This is a genomic window from Microbacterium sp. 11MF, from assembly GCF_000383475.1.
In the GTDB taxonomy this organism is placed as follows: Bacteria; Actinomycetota; Actinomycetes; order Actinomycetales; family Microbacteriaceae; genus Microbacterium; species Microbacterium aquilitoris.
The window spans coordinates 371,134-392,613 of the sequence record NZ_KB911459.1; the positions used below are offsets into that span (position 1 = coordinate 371,134).

The following is a 21,480-nucleotide window of genomic DNA, read 5'->3' on the forward strand; positions in this document are numbered from 1 at the left end:
ACCGGAATCCATCGGTTTGCTGGACATTCCGTTCCCGGGTCGCTCCGGAGTACGATCCCCGCGCGCGGTGAGACAGGATGGAACGGTGACCGTCCCGCATTCCGCCCCCGTTCCGCCCCGACCCGCGCCGACACTGCCGGCCGACGTCACCGGTCCGGGTGCCGCCTTCCATCGGCTGGTGTTCGCACGGCAGCGCCGCGGGTGGTGGACGCCGCTGGCGACCGGTGCCATGGGCGTCGTCCTCTACCTCGTCGTAAGCACCGTCATCGGTCTCGTCTTCGGCCTGGTCGTCCTCGCCACCGATCCCTCCGTCGACATCTTTGCGCTGACGGACCGGCTCCTCACGATCGACGTCAGCGACCCGATCGGACTCGCCATCATCCTGCTGTCGCTCGCGGTGATGTGGCCGATCTACCTGCTGTCGTCCTTCGTCGTGAACGGTCGACGGGTCGGCTACATCTCCTCGGTCGCCGGAAGGCTCCGATGGAAGTGGCTCCTTCTGTGCATGGGTGCCGCGGTGGTCGTCTACATCGTGATCTCGGCCCTGTCCTTCCTGCTCCCGGCAGAGGAGGGGGGCGGCAACGTCGTCGCGCCCGCGGACAACCCGGCGTTCGTGGCATCCCTTCTCGTCGTCCTCCTGCTGGTGCCCTTCCAGGCGGCCGCGGAGGAGTACATCTTCCGCGGGTACCTCATGCAGACGGTCGGGCGGTGGTTGAAGCACCCCGCATGGGCGATCCTGCTCCCCGTCCCGCTGTTCGTGCTGGGGCACATCTACGACTGGGCCGGGCAGGCGAGCGTGGCGGTGTTCGCGATCGCCGCCGGCTGGCTGACCTGGCGGACCGGTGGGCTCGAAGCGGCGATCGCCCTGCACATCGTGAACAACCTCGCCGCCTTCGGGTTCTCGGTCTTCGGGCTCAGCGATGCGGCGGCGACCGACACGAGCATCGTCAGCCTGGTGTCCTCCGCCGTGATGATCGCCGCATTCGTCGGTGTCGTCGAGTGGCTGTGGCGCCGCGGTGACGGGCGCCGCACCGTGCGCCTCACGCCGCCGCCGGAGCCGGTGCACGTTCCCGCCGCCTACGCATACCCGCCGGTGTACGGCCAGCCGCCGGTGTACGGTCAGCCGCCGGTGTACGGCCAGCCGCCGGTGTACGGCCAGCCGCCGGTGTACGGCCAGCCGCCGGTGTACGGGCAGGCTCCGGTCTACGGGCAGCCGCCCGTCGATCCGACACCGACGCCCGCGCCGTACGACGGTCCGCCTTTGCAGCCACATCAGGCGCCGCGGTGGGGCGAGTACGCGCCCGCTCCCGACACGACCCCGACGCCCGACTCCCCGTCACCGTCCGACGGTGGCTCCGGGTCGATGGGATCGGATGCCGGGGGCACCGGCGGATCGGACGGCGGCTCGTCCGGATCGTCCTCGTCCGACTGACGCTCGCTGACGCTCGTCAGGCGGCGAGCAGGTTATCCGCGTCGAGGATCGTGTAGCTGTAGCCCTGCTCGGCGAGGAACCGCTGGCGGTTCTGCGCGAAGTCCTGGTCGACGGTGTCGCGTGCGATGAGCGTGTAGAAGCTCGCCTTGTGCCCGTTGGACTTCGGGCGGAGCAGACGGCCGAGGCGCTGCGCCTCCTCCTGTCGCGACCCGAACGATCCCGAGACCTGGATCGCGACCGACGCGTCGGGCAGGTCGATCGAGAAGTTGGCGACCTTCGAGACGACGAGCACGGGGATGCGTGCGTGCCGGAACTCGTCGAACAGCACCTCGCGCTCATCGACGGGAGTGGACCCCGTGATCTTCGGTGCGCCGAGCTCTTCGGCGAGGATGTCGATCTGGTCGAGGTACTGGCCGATCACGAGGATCTGCTCGCCCTCGTGCTTGGCGACCAGGTCGCGGACGACGTCGATCTTCGCGTGCGCGGTCGCCGCGAGGCGGTAGCGCTCGTCGTCCGCCGACGCCGCGTACTCGAGCCGGTCGGATGCCGGCAGGTCGATGCGCACCTCGTAGCAGACGGCGGGGGAGATGAAGCCCTGCGCCTCGATCTCCTTCCACGGGGCGTCGAAACGCTTGGGGCCGATGAGGCTGAAGACATCGCCCTCACGGCCGTCCTCACGCACGAGGGTCGCCGTGAGGCCGAGGCGGCGCCGCGCCTGCAGGTCGGCGGTCAGCTTGAACACCGGTGCGGGCAGCAGATGCACCTCGTCGTACACGATGAGGCCCCAGTCGAGCGCGTCGAGGAGAGCGAGGTGCGCGTACTCGCCTTTCCGCTTCGCCGTGAGGATCTGGTAGGTCGCGATCGTGACCGGCTTGACCTCCTTGGACTGACCGGAGTATTCGCCGATCTCCTCGGGGGTGAGCGAGGTGCGCTTGAGCAGTTCGTCTCGCCACTGGCGCGCGCTGACGGTGTTCGTCACGAGGATGAGGGTCGTCGTCTTCGTGTCGGCCATGGCCGCCGCGCCGACGAGGGTCTTGCCCGCGCCGCAGGGGAGGACCACGACGCCGGAGCCGCCCTCGCTGAAGATGTCGACGGCCTTCCGCTGATACGGGCGGAGCGACCACCCGTCCTCGTGCAGCTCGATCTCGTGGGGGGTGCCCGGGGTGAAGCCGGCGTGGTCCTCGGCGGGCCAGCCGATCTTCAGCAGTTCCTGCTTGATCTGACCGCGCGCCCACGCGTCGATGACGTACGTATCGGGTGTCGGGTGGGCGATGAGCAGGGGCTGGATGCGGCGGTTCCGCGCGATCTCGGCGAGCACCGGCTTGTCGGTGGAGCGGAGGATCAGCGTCCCCTCGTCATCGCGCTCGATGATCAGTCGGCCGTAGCGGCCGACGGTCTCGCGGATGTCGATCGAGACCGACGGCGGGACGGGGAACTTCGCCCAGCGTTCGAGGGTGGCGAGCATGTCCTCCGCGTCGTGCCCGGCGGCGCGGGCGTTCCACAGCCCGAGCCGCGTCACGCGGTAGGTGTGGATGTGCTCGGGGGCGCGCTCCAGCTCGGCGAAGATCGCGAGTTCGTGTCGCGCGTTCTCCGCGTCGGGATGCGCCACTTCGAGCAGCACGGTTCGGTCGCTCTGGACGATGAGGGGGCCGTCAGCCATAACGGGCAAGTCTACCGGCCCCGCCGGTCACACCGGCCGGACGCTGACGATGCTCGACAGCGGCAGCGTCCGCTCGACGTCGGCGGCGCGGTCGCGACCGCGCAGGCGACCACCGCCGAGACCCGCGGCCTCCAGGGTGACGTCCCGGCTCGACCCGTCGGGCATGCGGACCGTGATCTCGATCGTCGCGCGGTTGCGGACGGCCTGGTCGAGCTCGCGTTCGAGCCAGGCGGCATCCGCGTCGTCGGAGAGGCTGGCGCGCAGGGTCTCGATCAGCGGGCGGTATCGATCGGATGCCGTCGGTTCCGGTGCCGCGCTCTCGGCGACCTCGTGGCGGCCCGGAGCCCGCGGGGCACCGTCGGCATCCACCGCCAGAACGGGGTAGCGCGCGTCGGAGAGCATCCAGAAGGTCGTGTCGGCGCTCGTGCGGGTGACGAGGTCGTCGCCGTCGGTCACGAGTCCGAGGGGGCGCAGCGCCTGATCGACGTTGATGGCGTCGAGCAGGTCGCGGTCGCCCGAGACCCGGGTGTATCCGAGACGGTCGACGCCGACCCGCAGGGTGCCGTGTCGGGCGGCCGCACGCTCGATCTCGTAGGCGAGCGGCTGGGGCACGCCGGTGAGCGACAGTTCGGTGAGGAACGCCGTGAGGGATGCCGAGGTCTCGCCGCCCGCGAAGGCCGCGCCGATCGTGTCGGCGGTGAAGCGGTAGGTCGCCGCCTGCGCGCGGGACTCGCGGCGGGCGGTAGTCCGCAGGCGCTGGTCGAGCTGGGGTTCGAGGGGGCCGGGGGCGATGGCCGTCAGGTCGTTCTGCAGGTAGACCTTGTCCACCTCGTGCGGCAGCAGGGAGCGGAGCGCGGCGATATCGGCGTCCTCCCCGGCCGCGAGGCCCGCGGCCCACTGCGGCGTCGTGCCCGCCGGGGTGAGCACGGCCCACTGCGTGAGCATCGCGGCGAGGCGGCGGACGCGATCGGGCCAGGCCGGATCGAACGGGTACGCACCGGGCCACTGCGACGGGTCGCGCCATCCGCCCGAGGCGTCCCGCAGCGCGGCGGGCAGCCGGTCGCGCAGGCGACGGGCGACCTCGATCCACCGCTCCACGGTGCGGATGCCGAGCCACGCCGTTCCCGACTCGGTGACGCTCCAGTTGCGTTCCGACCCCGCAAGCAGGCCGGACTCGGCGGCGATCGCGACGAGGGTGTCGGCTGCGTCGGAGGTCGCCGCCGCTCCCGCCTCGACCAGTCGTCGCCGGTCACCGGCTCCGAGGGCACCGGAGCCGATGCGGCCGAGCGGGGTGCGGGTGGCCACGTGGAGGATGTCGGCGAGCGAGGCCACGGCGTCGAAAGCGCGCTCTGCACTCGCGGCATCCGATTCGGGCCCGCCCTCGAAGATCACCGGCGACTCGACGGGTGAGGCTCCGCCGAGGGCCGCAGCCACGGCGGCGTAGGGCCGGCCCTCCTCGTCGGCGAGGGCGCGTGAGACCAGACCGGCGCGAAGACCGGGGGTCACGGCCGCATCGGCGTCGACGGCGTCACGGAGCGCGGCCGCCTCGAGGTCGGAGACGTCGGCGAGAGCCCGGCTCAGCTGCGCGGGGTCGAGCAGCGCGTCGGCCGCGTCGAAGAAGTCGGTCCACGACGTGTTCGGGGCGATGCGGCGGGCATCGAACACCGCGGCGAGGGCATCCGGATCGAGCGTCGCGAGGCGGGTCGCGAGGGCACGAGCATCGGAAGCTGTCACGTCAACGGCCCTTGTTGGCCCGTCCCCGTCGCACGAAGGTCATGATCAGCAACGCGAGCAGCAGTGCGAAGGCGACCGGCGGCGCGACGTAGACGATGAGGCTCACCACCGGCCAGATGCCCGAGGCGAAGTCGGCCTGCTCCAGTCCACCCGGACCCGACGCGATGATGATCGAGAAGAAGCAGACGACCGAGAGCACCAACAGACCCAGGGACATGAACGCCAGGATGCGGTCTATGCGACGGACGGGAAGGTCGCCGGCCGGGGGCGGAGTGCTCATCCGATCAGAGTAGCGGCTCGCCGCGGTGGCTTAGGGTGGTGGGTGGGGCTGAGACGGTCCCACTTTTCCATGCCCGCACGCGGGCTCGAGCAGCGAGGTTCGACACATGCCCACCGGCAAGGTCAGGTTCTACGACGAGGCGAAGGGATTCGGCTTCATCACCGGCGACGACGGTCAGGACGTCTTCCTGCACGCGACCGCGCTCCCCGCCGACACCACGACGATGAAGCCCGGCACCCGGCTCGAGTACGGCGTCGCCGACGGCCGCCGTGGTCTGCAGGCGCTCGCCGTTCGGGTGCTCGATGCCCCTCTCAGCCTCAGCAAGCGCAACCGCAAGCCCGCCGACGACATGGCTGTCATCATCGAGGACCTCGTGAAGCTCCTCGACGGCATCGGCGGCGATCTGCGCCATGGGCGGTACCCGAGCGGCGCGCACGGCAAGAAGGTCGCCGCTGTGCTCCGCAAGGTCGCTGATGACCTCGATGCCTGAATCGACCGAACCGGCAGAACCGGACACCGCGTCCGTCGAGTCGGCTGACACCCCTGTCGAGCAGACGGAGGCGTCCGCCCCCACCGACCCGCGCCTGTTCGAGGCGCACGACCTCGCGCGCGCGGCGCTTCTCGAGGTGACTCCCGAGGCGACCGTGGGTGATGCCGCGGGGTATCAGCTCGAAGACGGGGGTGTCGTCTCGCTCCGTTTCGCGAACCGGATGGCTGGTTACCCCGGCTGGTTCTGGACGGTGAGCGTCGCCGTCGTCGATGGATCCGACCCGACCGTCCTCGAGGTGGAGCTGATGCCCGGCGACGGCGCGCTGCTCGCTCCCGAGTGGTTGCCGTGGGCCGAGCGGCTCGCGGAGTACCAGGCGGCTCAGGCCGCGTCGGGCGAGGACACGTCCGACGAGGACGACGACGATGACGTGGACGACGACGACGAAGACGCCGACGAGGATGACGCCGACGGCGAGGACCTCGATGCCGGCGACTTCGAGAGCGACGGTTCTCCGATCCTTCACGCCGGCGACGTCGACGGCGTCGACATCGACGAGCTCGACGAGTCGGAAGACGACGACGAGTCCGACGAGGACGACGACGAGTCCGACGAGGACGAATCCGACGACGATGACGATGACGATGACGACGAGAACGATGACGACGAGAATGCGGAGGTGCTGCGCGAGTACTGACGCGCGGCATCCGCTCTCACATGAACGCGGCCCCGGGGATCACTCCTCGGGGCCGCGTTCGTCGTGCGGGGTCAGTCGGCGAGGTGCTCGACCGTGTAGTCGATGGCGCGGATGAGCTGACGGACGTCATCGGGCTCGATCGAGACGAACGTCGCGACGCGCAGTTGGTTGCGACCGAGCTTGCGGTACGGCTCGGTGTCGACGATGCCGTTCGCGCGGAGGCTCTTCGCGACGGCGGCCGCGTCGACCGAATCGTCGAAGTCGATCGTGACGACGACGGGGGAGCGGTCGGCCGGGTCGGCGACGAACGGGGTCGCGAAGGACGCGGCATCCGCCCACTCGTACAGGGCGCCCGAGGACTTCGCCGTCCGGGCGCCCGCCCAGGCGAGGCCGCCGTTGCCGTTGATCCACTGCAGCTGGCTGTCGAGCAGCTGCAGTGTCGCGATGGCGGGGGTGTTGAGCGTCTGCTGCAGGCGCGAGTTGTCGAGCGCGTTCTTCAGGCTCAGGAACTCGGGGATGTACCGACCGGATGCCGCGACACGCTCGATCCGCTCGATGGCGGCCGGCGACACCGCGGCGTACCAGAGGCCGCCGTCGGAGCCGAGGTTCTTCTGAGGCGCGAAGTAGTAGACGTCGGCCTCGGCGATGTCGATGTCGATGCCGCCGGCGGCGCTCGTCGCGTCGATCACGGTGAGGGCGCCCGGGTCGCCGTGGACGCGCGAGATCGCCGTCGCGACACCCGTGGAGGTCTCGTTGTGGGCCCAGGCGTAGACGTCGACGCCGTCGACGGCTTCGGGCTTCGCGCTCGTGCCGGGCTCGGCGCGGCGCACATCGGGGGCCTCGAGCCAGGGGGCGGCGGCGGCCGCGGCGAACTTGCCGCCGAACTCGCCGAACACGAGGTTCTGCGCCCGCTTCTCGATGAGCCCGAAGGCCGCGGCGTCCCAGAATGCAGTCGATCCGCCGTTGCCGAGGATGATCTCGTACCCCTCGGGAAGGCGGAACAGCTCGGCGAGACCGGAGCGGGTGCGGCCGACGAGGTCCTTCACGGGAGCCTGGCGGTGCGAGGTGCCGAAGAGCGATGCCCCCTGGGTGACGAGCGCCTCGAGCTGCTCGGCACGGACCTTGGACGGGCCGCAGCCGAATCGTCCGTCGACGGGCAGGATCTCGCGGGGAAGGGTCACAGTCGCCATGGCGAGAAGTCTAAGGCGCAGGCCCCGACGGCTCCGGTTCCATGACGCTCCGCGACCGGATGCCGGATAGGCTGGGAAGGCACTGTCTCCCGCGCGAAAAGGCCTTCATGACCGACCTCATCGACACCACCGAGATGTATCTGCGCACCATCCTCGAACTCGAGGAAGAGGGCATCACGCCCCTTCGTGCGCGCATCTCCGAGCGCCTCGGCCACTCCGGCCCCACGGTGTCGCAGACGATCGGCCGTATGGAGCGCGACGGTCTCGTCGTCGTCTCGGAGGATCGCAAGCTCGAGCTGACCGACCCGGGCCGGCAGAAGGCCGTCGACGTCATGCGCAAGCACCGTCTCGCCGAGCGCCTGCTGTCGGATGTCATCGGCCTCGACTGGGCGTACGTCCATGAAGAGGCGTGCCGCTGGGAGCACGTCATGAGCGAGCTCGTCGAGCGTCGGCTCATCGAACTCCTCGACCACCCGACCGAATCCCCGTACGGCAACCCCATCCCGGGCCTCGACCAGCTGGGCGACATTCCGGCCAACGCGTTCGACAACGGCGTGGTCGGCCTCGTGCGTCGGCTGAACGACGCCGGCGGGCCGGTGACGGGCAGCATCCGTCGTCTGGCGGAGCCGATGCAGGTCGATCCCGAGCTCCTGACGCAGCTGCGCGACGCGGGTGTCGTCCCCGGGCGCACCGGCTCGTTCCGCTTCAACGAGGGGTACGTCCTCGTCGAGATGGACGGTGTCGACGAGGCGCTCGAGCTCCCCGTCGAGGTCGCCTCACACATCTTCATCGTCGACGCGCGCGAGATCTGAGCCGTCGTCGCGGCCCCGCACGCAAGAGCGGGAGCGTGACTTATTCGTTACCTTCCGGTAGCCTCGGAGGGTCCATAGGCGAGAAGCCCGCCACGGACCGCCTCGCGAGTTGCCTCTCCGGCTCGTCATTCGCCTGGTGTCCCCTACATCCGTGCCCGACACGGAGTGCCGACGAGCCAGCATCCTCACCCGCGGATGCGGAGGCGCTGGAGGACAGCTTGGCTGAAGAGTTCCACCCGTCGAACGAGATTTCTGAGGCATCGACGGCCCCCCGCAAAGGTCGCTTGAGCAAACGTGTCGCCGCCACGGCGCCCGCCACCCGCTCGACGTCCCCGCGCCCTCACCCCGTCCGCAGCTTCCTGACCGTCGCCGCCGTCGCCGGCATGGTCGCGACCGTCGCGATCCCGGCGTTCGCCGCCGCCGATCGGGGCGACGTCGCCGAAGCGCGCACGCTGCAGCAGGTCTCCGCCGACGATGCACAGTCGCTCGTCGTCGCATCCGAAGGCAGCCCCGAGACCCTCGCGCGCGGCGGGTACTCCGCCACGACTCCCGAGGAGATCGAGGCAGCGAAGGCGAAGGAGGCCGCAGAGAAGGCCGCCAAGGCCGCCCTCGCAGCCCGACTCGCGTCAGCCTCCTCATCGTCATCGTCGTCGCGCAGCTCGTCGAGCTTCTCGTCCTCGGTTCCGCTCGTGTCGCCGGGGTCGGGCACGGTCCGCCGTCCGCTCGCGCACTTCGACAACTTCGGCACGCCCTACGCGGGCCACAAGGGCACCGACTACATGGTCGGCCGCGGCGAGCCGATCTACGCCGTCGCCGACGGCACCGTCGTCGCATCGTCCGAGTCCGGACCGGGCTGGGGCGTGTACGTCAAGATCGCCCACAACATCGGCGGTGTGCGGGTCACCTCGCTCTACGCGCACATGGACTGGGGCACACGCCGCGTCTCCGTCGGCGACAAGGTCACGGTCGGCCAGCTCATCGGCCAGGTCGGTTCCACCGGCCGCGCCAACGGCACCCACCTCCACCTCGAGATCCGCATCAACAACGGGTACACGAACGCCGAGTCCTGGCTGCAGGCCAACGCCGGCTGACGAGACACACAGTCATCGTTCTGCTGTTGTTCGCCCTGGGGCATCCCGGCGTGTAATACCCTGACCCCGACGCTCGTTCGAGCCGAGGGGAGCCGTATGGACATCCAACCCCGCATTCGCAACCGGAATGCGCTAGGTCGGCATGTGCTGCGGCATCGTGTGCACGATTGCCACGACGTCGGTCGTGCGAATAAGGCGCTGTCTTCATGACGGCGCCTTTTTTCGTACCCGCACCCCTCTCGACCCGCACCGCGTCGACGAAACGGAAGGCCCTGAAGCCGTCAGGGCCGTTCGAGAGGACACCCCTATGCGCACCCTGGTGCTGAACGCAGGTTACGAACCCCTGGCCGTCATCTCGTTCAAACGAGCCCTCGTGCTCGTCATGACCGAGAAAGCCACCATCATCGAACGCGTCGAAGAGGACCCCGTCTGGGGGACCCGCGACGTGTACGACCGTCCGGCCGTCATCGTGCTGACGCGCTATGTGCGGATCCCGGCCGGCCGGCGGGTCCCGGTCACCCGCCGTGGCGTGCTGCGTCGCGATGGTCACCGGTGCGCGTACTGCGGCAAGAGCGCCTCGACGATCGATCACGTGCTGCCGCGGTCGCGCGGCGGAGCCGACTCGTGGGAGAACCTCGTCGCGGCGTGCCTGCGCTGCAACAACGTCAAGGGCGACCGCACCCCGCAGGAGATGAACTGGGAGCTGCGATGGATGCCGCAGCCCCCGCGCGGAGCCGGCTGGCGCGTCCGTGGCACCGAGCGCGCCGATCCGGCATGGGAGCCGTACCTGGCGCTCGCGGCGTAGCGCCCAGGTCAGACGCCGGATTCGACCCAGGCGTAGGGCAGGAACTTGCCGTCGATCGTGATGACGACGCGGTCCCCGTCGGGGTGTGCGACGCGGTCGAGAGAGATGCTGCAGTTGATCGCGCTCATGATGCCGTCGCCGAAACGGTCGTGGATGAGGGCTTTGAGCGCGGGCCCGTAGACCTGCACGAGTTCGTGGAAGCGGTAGATCGTCGGGTCGGTAGAGAGATCTGCCTCGGCGGCGCGGTTCGGCTGGCGGGTGAGGGCGTCGACGAGCGCGGCGTCGAGTCCGAGGGCGTCGCCGAGGCGATCCGCTTCGGCCGGGGGGAGGGCGTGCATCCCGAGAACGGCCGCGGCGGTCCACACCGGCGGACGGCCGATGAGCTCGCTCACCGCGTCCCACGAGAGTCCGCTCTTGCGTCGCACCTCGTCGATGGCGGCACCGGCGGCCTGCTTGCTGATGATCTGGGGGAGCGTCATGACGTGTCCTCTCGTCGGTTCGTTCCATCGGACCAGTCCCGGAGCGTGAGGCGGCAGGAAGAACGCGCACGGATGCCGTCGTTGTGCGCACGTGTGACACGGTCGAAACGCGCGCGACGCGCCAGGGCAAACCTCGGTGCCTAGCGTGGGCCCATGGCGGCGATCGAGCGGTGGATGCAGGCGGTGGTGGATGCCGTCCCGCAGCCGCTGTGGGTCATCGGACCCGGTGGCGCCGTCGCCCACCTGAACGAGGCCGCCGGGCGGTTGCTCGGATACTCCGATCCCCGCCGGGTCGTGGGAGGTCCGAGCCACGAGGTGCTGCACGGGCATCGCGCAGACGGCTCCGCCTACCCCGTGCACGAGTGCCCGATCGTCCACGCGGCGGATCACGGCGGTGACCCGCGGGGCAACGAGGTGTTCGTCACCCGCGCGGGACGGCCGCTCGACGTCGCGTGGCGGGTGGCGGAACTGCCCCTGCCCGAGCATCGACTGCTGTCGTTCGAGCCGCAGGCGCAGGTTCCGGCGATGCGCGGGGTGCCGTCGGCATCCGCTCTGCGTGCGCAGATCGCCGCGCGGCACCGCGACCCGGAGTTCTGCGTCGACGTGCTCGCGCGGGATGCGCACGTGTCCGTGCGGACGGCGCAGGCCGTGCTGGGGCGCGAGGGGGAGAGCCCTGCGGCGCTGATCCGCGAGTACCGGCTCGGGAGCGCGCAGGGGCTGCTCCGCGACGGGATGCCGGTGGCCGCCGCGGCGTACAGTGCCGGCTTCCGCGATCCGGACACCTTCGCGCGCGCGTTCCGGCGCCGGTTCGGTGTAGCGCCGGGAGCGTTCGCCCGCGACGCGGGCTGAGCCCCGGGCCCGTGCGCACGGGCGCGGGCGATGTCGGAACCCGTGCGTATCTTCGACGTAGACGGCTTGAGTCGTTCGAACAAAGCTTCTACCATGTCGAGGTGAGATCCATCGTGCGCGACACCGCTACCGCCCAAGAGGTGCAGCGGCTGCGCGCGCAGATGGCTCAAATCCAGGGGCGCAAGCTCGAGGCGCCGCCCCTTCCCACCCATCCTGCCCTGGCCGAACTGCTGCCGGGCGGGGGGCTGCGGCCGGGATCGTCGTATTCGATCGGCGGCTCGATGTCGTTGCTGTTCGGCCTGTTGGCGCAGCCGTCGCAGACCGGCAGCTGGTGCGGGGTGGTCGGGATGCCGGGGTTCGGCGCCGAAGCGGCCGAGAAGGCGGGTGTCGACCTGTCGCACCTCGTGCTGATCCCCGAGCCGGGTCCGCGCTGGCTTGCCGTAACGGCGACGATCGCCGACGTGCTGCCGGTTGTCGCGGTGCGGCCGCCGACTCGGGCGAAGGATGCCGAGATCTCGCGGCTCGCGGCGCGCATGCGCGAGCGCGGCGTGGTGCTGCTCGTGCAGGGGCCGTGGCCGCAGACCGAGGCGATGATCGATGTGACGGATGCCCGGTGGTCGGGCCTCGGCGACGGCTACGGCGTGCTGTCGGATCGGGAGCTGACCGTGACGGTCACGAGCCGGCGCTTTCCGGTGCCGAGGTCGTCGCGGATGCTGCTGCCCGCCCCCAACGGGGCGATCGCGGTGCGCGAGCAGCCCATCGCCCCGGTGGTCGACCTGCCGATGCGGGCGGTGAGCTGATGGATCCCGCACTCGTCGACACCGGCATCGAGCCGGTCCGGAGCCTCGTCGTGTGGGTGCCGGACTGGCCGGTCGTCGCGCTGGCCCGCGAAGGACTCGCCGAGGCCGAGGGGCCGATCGCCGTCTTCGCGAAGGGGATGGTCGCCGCGACCTCTCCGGCTGCGCGGGCGGACGGGGTGCGACGGGGGATGCGGCGCCGCGACGCGCAGGCGCGATGCCCGCAGCTCCAGGTCGTCGACGCCGACGACGCGCGCGACCACCGCACGTTCGCCCCGCTCATCGCCCGGCTCGAGGAGATCGCCCCCGGTGTGCAGCTGCGCGAGCCGGGGCTGTGCGCCCTGCGCGTGAAGGGCCCCGCGCGGTTCTACGGCGGCGAGGCGGGTGCGGCGACAGCGCTCACCGGCGCGCTCGCCGAGCTCGGCGTGAACGATGTGCGCGCGGGGGTGGGGGATGGTCCGTTCACGGCGGAGCAGGCCGCCCGCACCACCGGCCCGGACGCCCCGATGCGGATCGTGCCGCCGGGGGCGGCGGCCGCGTTCCTCGCGCCGCTGCCGGTGACGGCGCTCGAGGACGAGTCGGTCGCGAGCCTGTTCGCGCGTCTCGGCATCCACACCCTCGGTCAGCTCGCCGCGCTGCCGCCCGCGCGGCTCGTCGAACGGCTCGGACCCCGCGGGGCGCGGTTGCACGCGCTCGCGTCGGGGCTCGACTCGCAGCCCGTGCAGCCGCGCACGCCGCCGCCTGAGCTCGAGCGCGAGGTCGGCTTCGAGCCACCGCTCGAGATCGCCGACCAGGTGGCGTTCGGCATCCGGCTCGCCGCGGAGCAGTTCATCTCGGGGCTCGGCGCCGTCGACCTCGTCTGCACCGAGCTGCGCGTTGCGCTGACCGGGGATCGCGGCGACCACAGTGAGCGGGTGTGGCTGCATCCCGGCGCGTTCGACGCGGCCGCCGTCGTAGACCGGGTGCGGTGGCAGCTCACGGAGCGCGGGCTCAAGAGCGCGGTCGCGAAGGTGCGGATTGCGCCCGAGAAGGTGGACGCGGCATCCCATCACGTGACAGGGCTGTTCGGTTCTGGGCCGGAGGAACGCGTGCACTCAGCGCTCTCGCGCGTGCAGGCGATGCTCGGACACACCGGCGTCGTGACGCCGCAGGTCGGCGGCGGGCGGTGGCTCGCCGAACGGCAGGTGCTCGTGCCGTGGGGGGACCGCGCCGTCATCGCCGAGCGGGCGCGGCCGTGGCCGGGGAGCCTGCCCGACCCGCTGCCGGCGACCGTCTTCCCCGAGCCGGTCCCGGTCGCCGTCATCGATCGCGACGACGACATGGTCGCCGTCGACGGCCGCGGCGAGCTGACGGCCGAGCCGATCGCGCTGATCCTGCCGGGAGCGCCGGACGCATCGGGGGCGCGGAGGCCCCGGCATCCGCGTCGCATCGCCTCGTGGGCAGGACCCTGGCCCGTCATGGAGCGGGGGTGGGATGCCGCGCGCACCCGTCGCGCGCACCGGTTCCAGGTGGTCGACGAGGCCGAGACCGCGTGGCTGCTGGTGTGCGAGGAGGGCGTCTGGCACGCCGAGGGCAGGTACGACTGATGGGGTGGGGCAACAACCCGTCGGTCTCGTGGTCGGAGATGGAACGGATCCTCAGCGACCGGCGGCGACCCGAGGGGGCACCGGCGGGGACCGACGGCGGCGACAGTCCGGCGTGGTCGCACAAGCGCGGAAAATACCGCACACCCGAGATCGAGCGGCCGCTCGACGCGGTGCCGTACGCCGAACTGCACGCACACTCATCGTTCTCGTTCCTCGACGGGGCCTCCTCACCCGAGGATCTCGTCGAAGAGGCGGAGCGCCTGGGCCTGCACGCCCTCGCGATCACCGACCACGACGGGTTCTACGGCATCGTCCGCTTCGCCGAGGCGGCCGAGCACCTGCAGCTGCAGACCGTCTTCGGGGCGGAGCTGTCGCTGGGGCTGCCCGGTCCGCAGAACGGCGAGCCCGACCCGCACGGACGGCACCTGCTCGTGCTCGCCCGCGGCGAGGAGGGGTACCACCGGCTCGCCGCAGCGATCACGCACGCGCAGCTGTCGGGTGGCGAGAAGGGGCGCCCGGTCTACGACCTGCACGACCTCGCCGATCGGGCCGGCGGGCACTGGCAGGTGTTGACCGGATGCCGCAAGGGCGCCGTCCGGCAGGCGCTCGCCGTCGACGGGCCGGCCGCCGCGGCGTACGAGCTCGACCGGCTCGTCGACCTATTCGGGCCCGAGCGGGTCGACGTCGAACTCATCGATCAGGGCGCACCGACGGATTCGCGCGACAACGACGTGCTCGCCGCGCTCGCCGCCGAGCGGGGGCTTCCGGTCGTCGCATCGAACAACGTGCACTACGCCGTGCCCGAGAAGGTGCACCTCGCGGCGGCGGTCGCGGCGGTGCGGGCGAACCGCGGGCTCGACGAGCTCGACGGGTGGCTGCCGTCGCACGCCAGCGCGCACCTGCGGTCGGGGGCCGAGATGGCGCGGCGGTTCCGGCGGTACCCGGGTGCGATCGAGCGCACCGTCGCCCTCGCTGACGAGCTCGCGTTCCCGCTGCGACGGGCCAAGCCCGCGCTGCCGAAGATGCAGGTGCCCGAGGGGCACACGCCGATGACGTGGCTCCGGCACCTGGTGTGGGAGGCCGTGCCTCGCAAGTACCCGGATGCCACCGACGCGAACCGTGCGCGCATCGAGAAGGAGCTCGGCGTCATCGAGCAGAAGGACTTCCCGGGGTACTTCCTCATCGTGCATGGCATCGTGCAAGAAGCGCGGCGCCGCGGCATCCTGTGTCAGGGGCGGGGATCCGCCGCGAACAGTGCCGTCTGCTATCTGCTCGACATCACGGCGATCGACTCGATCTTCTACGACCTGCCGTTCGAGCGGTTCCTCTCGGCCCTCCGCGATGAAGAGCCCGACATCGACGTCGACTTCGACTCGGACCGGCGCGAGGAGATCATCCAGTGGGTCTACGAGACCTACGGACGGGAGCGAGCGGCGCAGGTCGCGAACGTCATCCAGTACCGGCCGAAGAACGCGATCCGCGACATGGCGAAGGCGCTCGGGCATTCGCCGGGGCAGCAGGATGCCTGGTCGAAGCAGGTCGAGCGCTGGGGTGCGATGCTCGACACCCCGGGCGACCACGACATCCCCGATCGGGTGATCGCGTACGCGGGTGAGCTGTTGAAAGCGCCTCGGCACCTCGGCATCCACTCGGGCGGGATGGTGCTGACCGATCGTCCGGTCGGCGAGGTCGTGCCGATCGAGCACGCGCGCATGGAGAACCGCACCGTCATCCAGTGGGACAAGGACGACGCGGCATGGATGGGGCTCGTGAAGTTCGACCTGCTGGGGCTCGGGATGCTCGCCGCCCTCCAGTACTGCTTCGACATGATCGAGGCCGCGACGGGGGAGCGGTGGAGTCTCGATGCGATGCCGAAGGAGGAAGCGGCGGTCTACGACATGCTGTGCCGCGCCGATTCGATCGGGGTGTTCCAGGTCGAATCCCGCGCGCAGATGGGGCTCCTGCCCCGTTTGCAGCCGCGGAAGTTCTACGACCTCGTGGTCGAGATCGCCCTCATCCGGCCGGGGCCGATCCAGGGCGGCGCGGTGCATCCGTTCGTGCGTCGCAAGCTCGGCGACGAGAAGGTCACCTACGCGCACCCGAAGCTGAAGCCGGTGCTGGAGCGGACCCTCGGCATCCCGGTGTTCCAGGAGCAGCTCATGCAGATGGGCATGGCGATCGGCGATCTGTCAGGGGAGGATGCCGACCTGCTGCGCCGCGCGATGGGCTCGAAGCGCGGGATCGAGCGGATCGATTCGCTGAAGAAGAAGCTGTACGAGGGGATGGAACGGAACGGCCTGACGGGTAAAGCCGCCGACGACATCTACGTGAAGATCCAGGCGTTCGCGAACTTCGGCTTCGCCGAGAGCCATTCGCTGTCGTTCGGGCTGCTCGTGTACGCGTCGTCGTGGCTGAAGCTGCACTACCCGGCGGCGTTCCTCGCTGCGCTCCTACGTGCGCAGCCGATGGGGTTCTACTCGCCCGCGACGCTGACCGCCGACGCGCGACGGCACGGGGTCGAGGTGCGCCGGCCCGACCTGCACGCGTCGGGGGTCGAGGCGGGGCTCGAGCCGGTGTCGCCTCGCGAGGAGATGTCGGTTCCCGAGGAGGGTTTGCGGGGTTTCGCTCCTCGGGACGCGTCATCTCCTCGGTTCTCGACGGGGGCGGATGCCGGGGCTCGGGAGGCCGGGGGCGGGGGCGCCGGGCGCGGCGCTGCCGCGGGGATCGGCCGTCGCGAGGACGTTTCGGGCGGGATTCCTCCTCGGGAGCGCAGATCTCCTCTCGGGAGCCGGGATGCCGGGAGCCGGGATGCCGGGAGTCGGGATGCCGGGAGCCGGGATGCCGGCAGCCGGGATGCCGGATCGGGGCCAGCCACTGCCGAGCCCGGGGCTGGACACCGTCGCGCCCCGACGGGCCGGGACTCGTGCACCGACCGCATCCAGCCGCCCGTGCCGGAGTTCGACCGGTCGCTGCCTGACGAATCGGCGGCGCATCGGCGCGACGGGAACTTCGCGGTGCGGCTGGGGCTCGCCTCGGTCACGGGTATCGGGGTGCCGCTGGCGACGAAGATCGTGGCGGAGCGGGAGGCATCCGGTCCGTACCGGGACCTGCGCGACCTCGTGCGGCGCACCGGCGCGACGGCGGCGCAGCTCGAGGCGCTGTCGACGGCGGGCGCGTTCGAGAGCCTCGGGATCACGCGGCGCGAGGGCATCTGGTTGGCGGGGGATGCCGCGCAGGACCGGCAGGAGTTCCTCGAGGGATCGCTGGTGTCGGTGCAGCCGCCGCTTTTCCCCGACCAGTCGAGTTACGACGTGCTCGCCGCCGACCTGTGGGCGACGGGGGTGTCGGCCGACGACCACCCGCTGACGCACTACCGCTCGCAGCTCGACGCGCGCGGGGTGATCACCTCGCGCGGCATGCGCGAGCATGAGATCGGTCGGCGCATCGAGGTCGCAGGGTTGGTGACGCACCGGCAGCGGCCGGCGACGGCATCCGGGATCACCTTCCTGAACCTCGAAGACGAGCACGGCGTCATGAACGTGATCTGCTCGGTCGGGGTGTGGAACAGATACCGGCGCATCCTGCGCGACAGTCCCGCCCTCATCGCGCGCGGCATGCTCGAGCGCTCGCCCGAGGGTGTGACGAACCTCGTCGCTGACGGGTTCGAGGACCTGCGAGTGGGAGTGACGCACCGGTCGAGGGACTTCCAGTGACCTGCCTAGGCCGTGCGCGCGTCGGCAGTCGCGCAGTCGTCGAGGCCGAGCGTGACAAGCGACGGGCTGTCTGATCACTCCCTGCTGCGGGAGACCTGCCACGTCGGGAACGGATCCTCGAAGGTCGCCCATGCCGACGGTCCCGCCGCGAGCTCGTCGTCGGTGAGCGCGGTGTCGTCGAGGGCGGCGCGAAGCGCGCGGTGGTGCAGATCCAGGCCGATGAAGGCGATGTCCTCGCCGACGGCGAGGAGCCCCTCAGCCTCCGGCATCCCGTCGTCCACCTGGACGGGCGAGAAGGCGATCATCGACCCGATGTGATCCCACTGCGCGATGACGTTCGAGCGGGTCGCGAAGCGGCAGAACCCCGCCGAGCGGATGACGGAGCCGAACTCCCCGCTCTCGATCCGTTCGTCGAGCAGAGTGTTCAGGCGTCCAGGATGCAGCGGGCGGACGTTCTCGTACCGCAGGGCGCTGATCCGCGGGTCGGTCATGTGCGGCGCGAACTCCCCGTTCAGCAGCTGCACCCATCCGGGCGCGTCCTGGTGGGAGCGAATCGGGATCGGTGCGACGGGCAGCAGATCGACGGCCGGCTGATGCAGACGCAGTCGCGCGGACGGGGCGAGGTGGCTGACCAGCGCCATCGTGATCGAGAGGTCCGGAGTCGACAGTCCCGACCAATTCACGAGCATGATCGTCGACGCGTACTCGAGCTGCTGCACCGCGAGCAGGGCGTGAGCCGTGTAGCGGGTGCGCGGCATCCCGCTGTCGTCGACCTCGGAAGATCCCGCGTAGGTCTCGCGTCGGAGGTCGTCGAGGAGGTGGGGCGCATCGACGACGCACACGACGCCGCGCAGGCGCAGCCCGCTGCCGCGCTCGGCGAGCGTCCCGATGACGTCGAGAATCGAGGCATCCGACGGGAACTCGGCCACGACACCGCTCCCGACGTCGAGCCACGGCAGAAAGGCTGCTGCGCTCGACGCCGGGTCCTGCGGGGCGAGTCGGGATGCCGCGAGGAGGGGCCTCGACGTCGCCTGGCTCAATCGCGCCGCGTAGCGCGCCCGCTCGGGACCGCATGCTCCCATCACGGCGATCACGTCCGTCTCGATCATCCGACACCTCATTCCATCCCGGCGTGTGTAGCCTTGATGATAACCGTTCTCAATTAGGAGTGTGTCATGAAGGTCCGAGCGTCCCTGAAGTCCCTGAAGAAGCAACCCGGCGCGCAGGTCGTCCGCCGACGCGGGCGGGTGTTCGTCATCAACAAGCTCAACCCGCGGTTCAAGGGCCGCCAAGGCTGACGCCGGCCCGGCGTGCTGGGCCGGCGTCGCCTGGTACTGACCCGCTGATCTCGGGGCCGCGCCTTACCCCGCCGCGGCGCGCCGCCGCTGCACCGCATCCACGATCACGTCGACCACGACGAACGCGGCGAGGGTCCAGCCGACGAGCGGCAACGCGAGTCCGAGCAGCACGCCGCCCGCGACCACAGCCGTGACACCCCACCACGGGGCACCGTCGAGCACGCCGCGGCGCGGCGGCATTCCGACCCGTGCGGTCTTGGTGGGTCGCCGCTTGACCCACATGACGTAGCCGAGCACGACCATGCCGGCGATCGAGAGGGCGAGCAGGAACATGACGATCTGGTTCGCGAGTCCGAACATGACGCCCATGTGGATCGCGACGCCCCACGAGGCGAGCTTGGCCGGCAGCGAGAAGTCGGCGAAGTCGACACGGTCGACGGTCTGCAGCGTCGTGCCGTCGATCGCGACGGCATCGAGATGGCCGGGGAAGCCGCGGTCGATCTCCTGCACCTTCCACGCCTGATCGGCCGCGGCGGGCGGCGTGATCTGCACCATCCCCGTATCGATGTTGACCTTGCGGGCCGCCGCGAGCACGTCGTCGAACGTGTTCGGGTCGACGGTGAGTGCAGCGGATGCCGCGCCGTGCCCCGCGTGCTCATCCCCGCCGCCGGCCGCTCCGCCGAGGCTCGTCGACACGGCGGGCGTGGTCCAGTCGAGCGCGGCGCGCAGGTTCGTGACGTTCTGTCCGCCGTAGGTCGACCACGTGATCCCCGTCGCAGAGAGGAACACCGCGCCGAGCGCGATCCAGATTCCGAGCGAGGTGTGCCAACTGAAGAAGCGTCGGTACCCGGTGTAGGCGCGCGCCGGCCGGACGAAGTCCTTCTTCGTGCGCGCCGTGCGGATGCGGATGACCCACATGATGACGCCGGCGACGACGACGATGCCGAGCCACGATGCGGCGAGCTCGCTGTACAGGCGGCCCGGGTCGCCGAGCCCGAGGCTGCGGTGGATGTTGCTGATCGCGGTGCGCAGCGGCAGCGATCCGCTCGTGCCGTAAACGGTCTCGTCCCCGCGGACCTCACCGGTGCCGGGGTCGACGAACACGGCACGCGACTCGCTCTCTCCGAGGCCGTCCTGCGAGAACATGACGCGCGTCGTATCGCCCGGCTCGGGAGCCGGCCGGACGGCAGAGAGCGTCGCAGCGTCGCCGACGTGCGCTTCGGCGATCTCCACCTGCTGGCCGAGGCTGATCTGAGTGTCGGTGACCGGCGCATGCAGTTGCCGCGCGTACACGGCCTGCTCGATCGTCGGGGACAGGGCGTAGAGGGCGCCGCTGAGCGCGGCGACGAGGATGAACGGTCCGACGAGGATGCCGGCGTAGAAGTGCAGACGCACGAGGAAGGCGCCGAACCAGCCCGGTCGTCGGGCGGGTCGGGCGGTGGCGGGTGGGGTGGGCAGGGTGGCGGTCATGATCGCTTTCGAGAAGAGGGGTGCGGCAAGAGGGCGCGCCGATGACACGGCGCGGCGCACCGCGGCATCCCTCGTCGAGAGCGGACCGGCGGCGCGCGTCAGATCGCGAGCACGCTAGGGGGACCGCGGCCGGCCGCGACACGGACGGCGACCGATCGCAGCACCGGGACGTCGCTGGAGGCGGGTGCCGGAGTCGGACGGTCGACGGCTTCGAGAGCGAGGACGGCGGTGAGGATGCGGCGGCGCACCCACCGGGCGATCTCGGCCGCGACGGCGAGCAGGCGCTGCGCCGCGCGCTCGCCGCGGTGCAGCAGCGCGACCGTGAGGACGGCGGCGAGGCCGTGCATGACCCACATGAGCGGGTCGGCGCAGATGGCCGCGGCGGTGCCCCCGGCATCCGTCATCAGGGGCATCCCGTGCCGGTGCGGCGTCGCCGACGGGGTGATCGTGCCGAGCACGAAGAGGATGTGGAACAGCAGCTGGCTGCCGGTGACCGCGAGCGCCAGGCGGGGGAGCGACAGGCGCCGCCCGGCGAGGGCCGTGCAGACGAAGAGCGACAGGGCGAAGGGGACGGCGATGCCGAGCCAGCCGGGGACCTGTCCGCCGCCGGCGACGTGCGAGAGCAGTGCCGCCCAGGTGGCGACGGATGCCGCGAGTGCACCGCGAGCGACGCGGGAGACTCGGGACGAACGCACGGCTCCATTGTGGCAGGGGCAGGCGTCCTTGCGGTGTCGGCGGCGCTGCGCAAGCCCTGGGGAGAAGCCGAGGGGCGCGATTAGCGTGAGAGGACTTTCACCGGTCGGAGGGCATCATGACGAACCAGGCGCAGCGGAACGACGCGGTCCAGCGTAAGCAGATGGGCTCAGGCGCGTTCATCGCGATCTTCATGAGCCTCGTGTTCCTCGTCGTCGCGGCGGGTTTCGCGATCCTCGGGGTGCTGTTCATCACGAACCCGATGCCGGTCGTCGTGCTCGGCGTGCTGATGCTGATCGGCGCCGTTGCGGTGCTGCTTCTGTCGGGTACGTGCATCGCGGCGTCGGTCCAGGCACTGCGGGCGCCGGCGAAGGCGAAGCAGCGCGTCGAGCGCCTGGCCTGACGCG

The 21,480-nt window shown here is 70.8% G+C and carries 20 protein-coding genes; 12 read left to right on the forward strand and 8 right to left on the reverse strand.

The window, feature by feature from the left end; genetic code table 11:
* Positions 1–85 precede the first annotated feature (85 nt).
* A complete protein-coding gene (locus tag H286_RS0101755; protein ID WP_020096859.1) occupies positions 86–1,432 on the forward strand; it encodes a CPBP family intramembrane glutamic endopeptidase in 1,347 nt (448 codons plus the stop codon).
* A gap of 16 nt (positions 1,433–1,448) precedes the next feature.
* Here the strand turns inward: H286_RS0101755 and H286_RS0101760 are convergent, their stop codons facing one another.
* From H286_RS0101760 to H286_RS0101770, 3 genes are read right to left on the reverse strand one after another with little or no spacing between them, the layout of a single operon-like run.
* On the reverse strand, positions 1,449–3,092 hold the full coding sequence (locus tag H286_RS0101760; RefSeq protein ID WP_018188576.1) for a DNA repair helicase XPB: 1,644 nt from the start codon (positions 3,090–3,092) through the stop codon (positions 1,449–1,451).
* 27 nt (positions 3,093–3,119) lie between these two features.
* Positions 3,120–4,826: a helicase-associated domain-containing protein gene (locus H286_RS0101765; RefSeq protein WP_020096860.1), complete on the reverse strand. Its 1,707-nt coding sequence runs from the start codon at positions 4,824–4,826 to the stop codon at positions 3,120–3,122.
* A gap of 1 nt (position 4,827) precedes the next feature.
* Complete coding sequence (locus H286_RS0101770; RefSeq protein ID WP_018188574.1) at positions 4,828–5,106, reverse strand: hypothetical protein; 279 nt, start codon at positions 5,104–5,106, stop codon at positions 4,828–4,830.
* A 106-nt stretch (positions 5,107–5,212) separates the two neighbouring features.
* Here H286_RS0101770 and H286_RS0101775 point away from each other — a divergent pair, with 106 nt between their 5' ends.
* Both H286_RS0101775 and H286_RS0101780 read left to right on the forward strand, forming a co-directional pair.
* Positions 5,213–5,596 (forward strand): cold-shock protein, encoded by a 384-nt coding sequence (locus tag H286_RS0101775; RefSeq protein ID WP_020096861.1) that lies wholly within the window; start codon positions 5,213–5,215, stop codon positions 5,594–5,596.
* A complete protein-coding gene (locus H286_RS0101780) occupies positions 5,589–6,290 on the forward strand; it encodes a DUF3027 domain-containing protein (protein WP_020096862.1) in 702 nt (233 codons plus the stop codon). The genes H286_RS0101775 and H286_RS0101780 overlap by 8 nt, the downstream gene beginning before the upstream one ends.
* A gap of 71 nt (positions 6,291–6,361) precedes the next feature.
* On the opposite strand, the gene serC is transcribed toward H286_RS0101780, so the two are convergent.
* Positions 6,362–7,480 (reverse strand): phosphoserine transaminase, encoded by a 1,119-nt coding sequence (serC, locus tag H286_RS0101785; protein WP_020096863.1) that lies wholly within the window; start codon positions 7,478–7,480, stop codon positions 6,362–6,364.
* A gap of 107 nt (positions 7,481–7,587) precedes the next feature.
* On the opposite strand from serC, the gene H286_RS0101790 reads away from it, so the two are divergent.
* From H286_RS0101790 to H286_RS0101800, 3 genes are all read left to right on the forward strand, one after another.
* Positions 7,588–8,292 (forward strand): metal-dependent transcriptional regulator, encoded by a 705-nt coding sequence (locus tag H286_RS0101790; RefSeq protein ID WP_020096864.1) that lies wholly within the window; start codon positions 7,588–7,590, stop codon positions 8,290–8,292.
* Positions 8,293–8,576: 284 nt separating this feature from the next.
* Positions 8,577–9,383, forward strand: coding sequence for a M23 family metallopeptidase (locus H286_RS0101795; RefSeq protein ID WP_020096865.1), 807 nt, complete (start codon positions 8,577–8,579; stop codon positions 9,381–9,383).
* Between the two features lie 307 nt (positions 9,384–9,690).
* On the forward strand, positions 9,691–10,188 hold the full coding sequence (locus tag H286_RS0101800) for an HNH endonuclease (RefSeq protein WP_018188568.1): 498 nt from the start codon (positions 9,691–9,693) through the stop codon (positions 10,186–10,188).
* Positions 10,189–10,196: 8 nt separating this feature from the next.
* Here the strand turns inward: H286_RS0101800 and cynS are convergent, their stop codons facing one another.
* Positions 10,197–10,667: a cyanase gene (gene cynS, locus H286_RS0101805; RefSeq protein WP_020096866.1), complete on the reverse strand. Its 471-nt coding sequence runs from the start codon at positions 10,665–10,667 to the stop codon at positions 10,197–10,199.
* A gap of 153 nt (positions 10,668–10,820) precedes the next feature.
* Here cynS and H286_RS0101810 point away from each other — a divergent pair, with 153 nt between their 5' ends.
* The 4 genes from H286_RS0101810 (at position 10,821) to H286_RS0101825 (ending at position 17,612) form a co-directional block, all read left to right on the forward strand.
* Positions 10,821–11,516 (forward strand): helix-turn-helix transcriptional regulator, encoded by a 696-nt coding sequence (locus H286_RS0101810; RefSeq protein WP_020096867.1) that lies wholly within the window; start codon positions 10,821–10,823, stop codon positions 11,514–11,516.
* Positions 11,517–11,629: 113 nt separating this feature from the next.
* Positions 11,630–12,316, forward strand: a complete 687-nt coding sequence (locus H286_RS0101815) for a hypothetical protein (protein ID WP_020096868.1) — start codon at positions 11,630–11,632, stop codon at positions 12,314–12,316.
* On the forward strand, positions 12,316–13,899 hold the full coding sequence (locus H286_RS0101820) for a DNA polymerase Y family protein (protein WP_020096869.1): 1,584 nt from the start codon (positions 12,316–12,318) through the stop codon (positions 13,897–13,899). Before H286_RS0101815 ends, H286_RS0101820 begins: the two co-directional genes overlap by 1 nt.
* The gene (locus H286_RS0101825) at positions 13,899–17,612 is read left to right on the forward strand and encodes an error-prone DNA polymerase (RefSeq protein ID WP_020096870.1); all 3,714 of its coding nucleotides are present in this window, start codon (positions 13,899–13,901) and stop codon (positions 17,610–17,612) included. The genes H286_RS0101820 and H286_RS0101825 overlap by 1 nt, the downstream gene beginning before the upstream one ends.
* A gap of 74 nt (positions 17,613–17,686) precedes the next feature.
* On the opposite strand, the gene H286_RS0101830 is transcribed toward H286_RS0101825, so the two are convergent.
* Positions 17,687–18,721 (reverse strand): GTP-binding protein, encoded by a 1,035-nt coding sequence (locus H286_RS0101830; RefSeq protein ID WP_020096871.1) that lies wholly within the window; start codon positions 18,719–18,721, stop codon positions 17,687–17,689.
* Positions 18,722–18,787: 66 nt separating this feature from the next.
* Between H286_RS0101830 and ykgO the strand changes: the two genes are divergently transcribed.
* Entirely contained in the window at positions 18,788–18,910 is a 123-nt protein-coding gene (ykgO, locus tag H286_RS0101835; protein WP_018188560.1) for a type B 50S ribosomal protein L36, read from the forward strand.
* Positions 18,911–18,973: 63 nt separating this feature from the next.
* Here ykgO and H286_RS0101840 read toward each other — a convergent pair whose 3' ends face one another.
* Complete coding sequence (locus tag H286_RS0101840) at positions 18,974–20,380, reverse strand: PepSY-associated TM helix domain-containing protein (protein ID WP_442852491.1); 1,407 nt, start codon at positions 20,378–20,380, stop codon at positions 18,974–18,976.
* 98 nt (positions 20,381–20,478) lie between these two features.
* Entirely contained in the window at positions 20,479–21,075 is a 597-nt protein-coding gene (locus H286_RS0101845) for a hypothetical protein (protein ID WP_020096873.1), read from the reverse strand.
* Positions 21,076–21,191: 116 nt separating this feature from the next.
* On the opposite strand from H286_RS0101845, the gene H286_RS0101850 reads away from it, so the two are divergent.
* Positions 21,192–21,476, forward strand: a complete 285-nt coding sequence (locus tag H286_RS0101850; protein ID WP_020096874.1) for a hypothetical protein — start codon at positions 21,192–21,194, stop codon at positions 21,474–21,476.
* Positions 21,477–21,480: the final 4 nt, after the last annotated feature.

What these genes read in the sequence shown, in the direction of transcription:
- H286_RS0101770 (WP_018188574.1), bottom strand. Translation starts at nt 5,106, where the DNA reads ATGAGCACTCCGCCCCCGGCCGGCGACCTTCCCGTCCGTCGCATAGAC.
- H286_RS0101850 (WP_020096874.1), top strand. Translation starts at nt 21,192, where the DNA reads ATGACGAACCAGGCGCAGCGGAACGACGCGGTCCAGCGTAAGCAGATG.
- H286_RS0101790 (WP_020096864.1), top strand. Translation starts at nt 7,588, where the DNA reads ATGACCGACCTCATCGACACCACCGAGATGTATCTGCGCACCATCCTC.
- H286_RS0101810 (WP_020096867.1), top strand. Translation starts at nt 10,821, where the DNA reads ATGGCGGCGATCGAGCGGTGGATGCAGGCGGTGGTGGATGCCGTCCCG.
- H286_RS0101760 (WP_018188576.1), bottom strand. Translation starts at nt 3,092, where the DNA reads ATGGCTGACGGCCCCCTCATCGTCCAGAGCGACCGAACCGTGCTGCTC.
- ykgO (WP_018188560.1), top strand. Translation starts at nt 18,788, where the DNA reads ATGAAGGTCCGAGCGTCCCTGAAGTCCCTGAAGAAGCAACCCGGCGCG.
- H286_RS0101800 (WP_018188568.1), top strand. Translation starts at nt 9,691, where the DNA reads ATGCGCACCCTGGTGCTGAACGCAGGTTACGAACCCCTGGCCGTCATC.
- H286_RS0101775 (WP_020096861.1), top strand. Translation starts at nt 5,213, where the DNA reads ATGCCCACCGGCAAGGTCAGGTTCTACGACGAGGCGAAGGGATTCGGC.
- serC (WP_020096863.1), bottom strand. Translation starts at nt 7,480, where the DNA reads ATGGCGACTGTGACCCTTCCCCGCGAGATCCTGCCCGTCGACGGACGA.
- cynS (WP_020096866.1), bottom strand. Translation starts at nt 10,667, where the DNA reads ATGACGCTCCCCCAGATCATCAGCAAGCAGGCCGCCGGTGCCGCCATC.
- H286_RS0101825 (WP_020096870.1), top strand. Translation starts at nt 13,899, where the DNA reads ATGGGGTGGGGCAACAACCCGTCGGTCTCGTGGTCGGAGATGGAACGG.
- H286_RS0101840 (WP_442852491.1), bottom strand. Translation starts at nt 20,380, where the DNA reads ATGACCGCCACCCTGCCCACCCCACCCGCCACCGCCCGACCCGCCCGA.
- H286_RS0101820 (WP_020096869.1), top strand. Translation starts at nt 12,316, where the DNA reads ATGGATCCCGCACTCGTCGACACCGGCATCGAGCCGGTCCGGAGCCTC.
- H286_RS0101780 (WP_020096862.1), top strand. Translation starts at nt 5,589, where the DNA reads ATGCCTGAATCGACCGAACCGGCAGAACCGGACACCGCGTCCGTCGAG.
- H286_RS0101830 (WP_020096871.1), bottom strand. Translation starts at nt 18,721, where the DNA reads ATGATCGAGACGGACGTGATCGCCGTGATGGGAGCATGCGGTCCCGAG.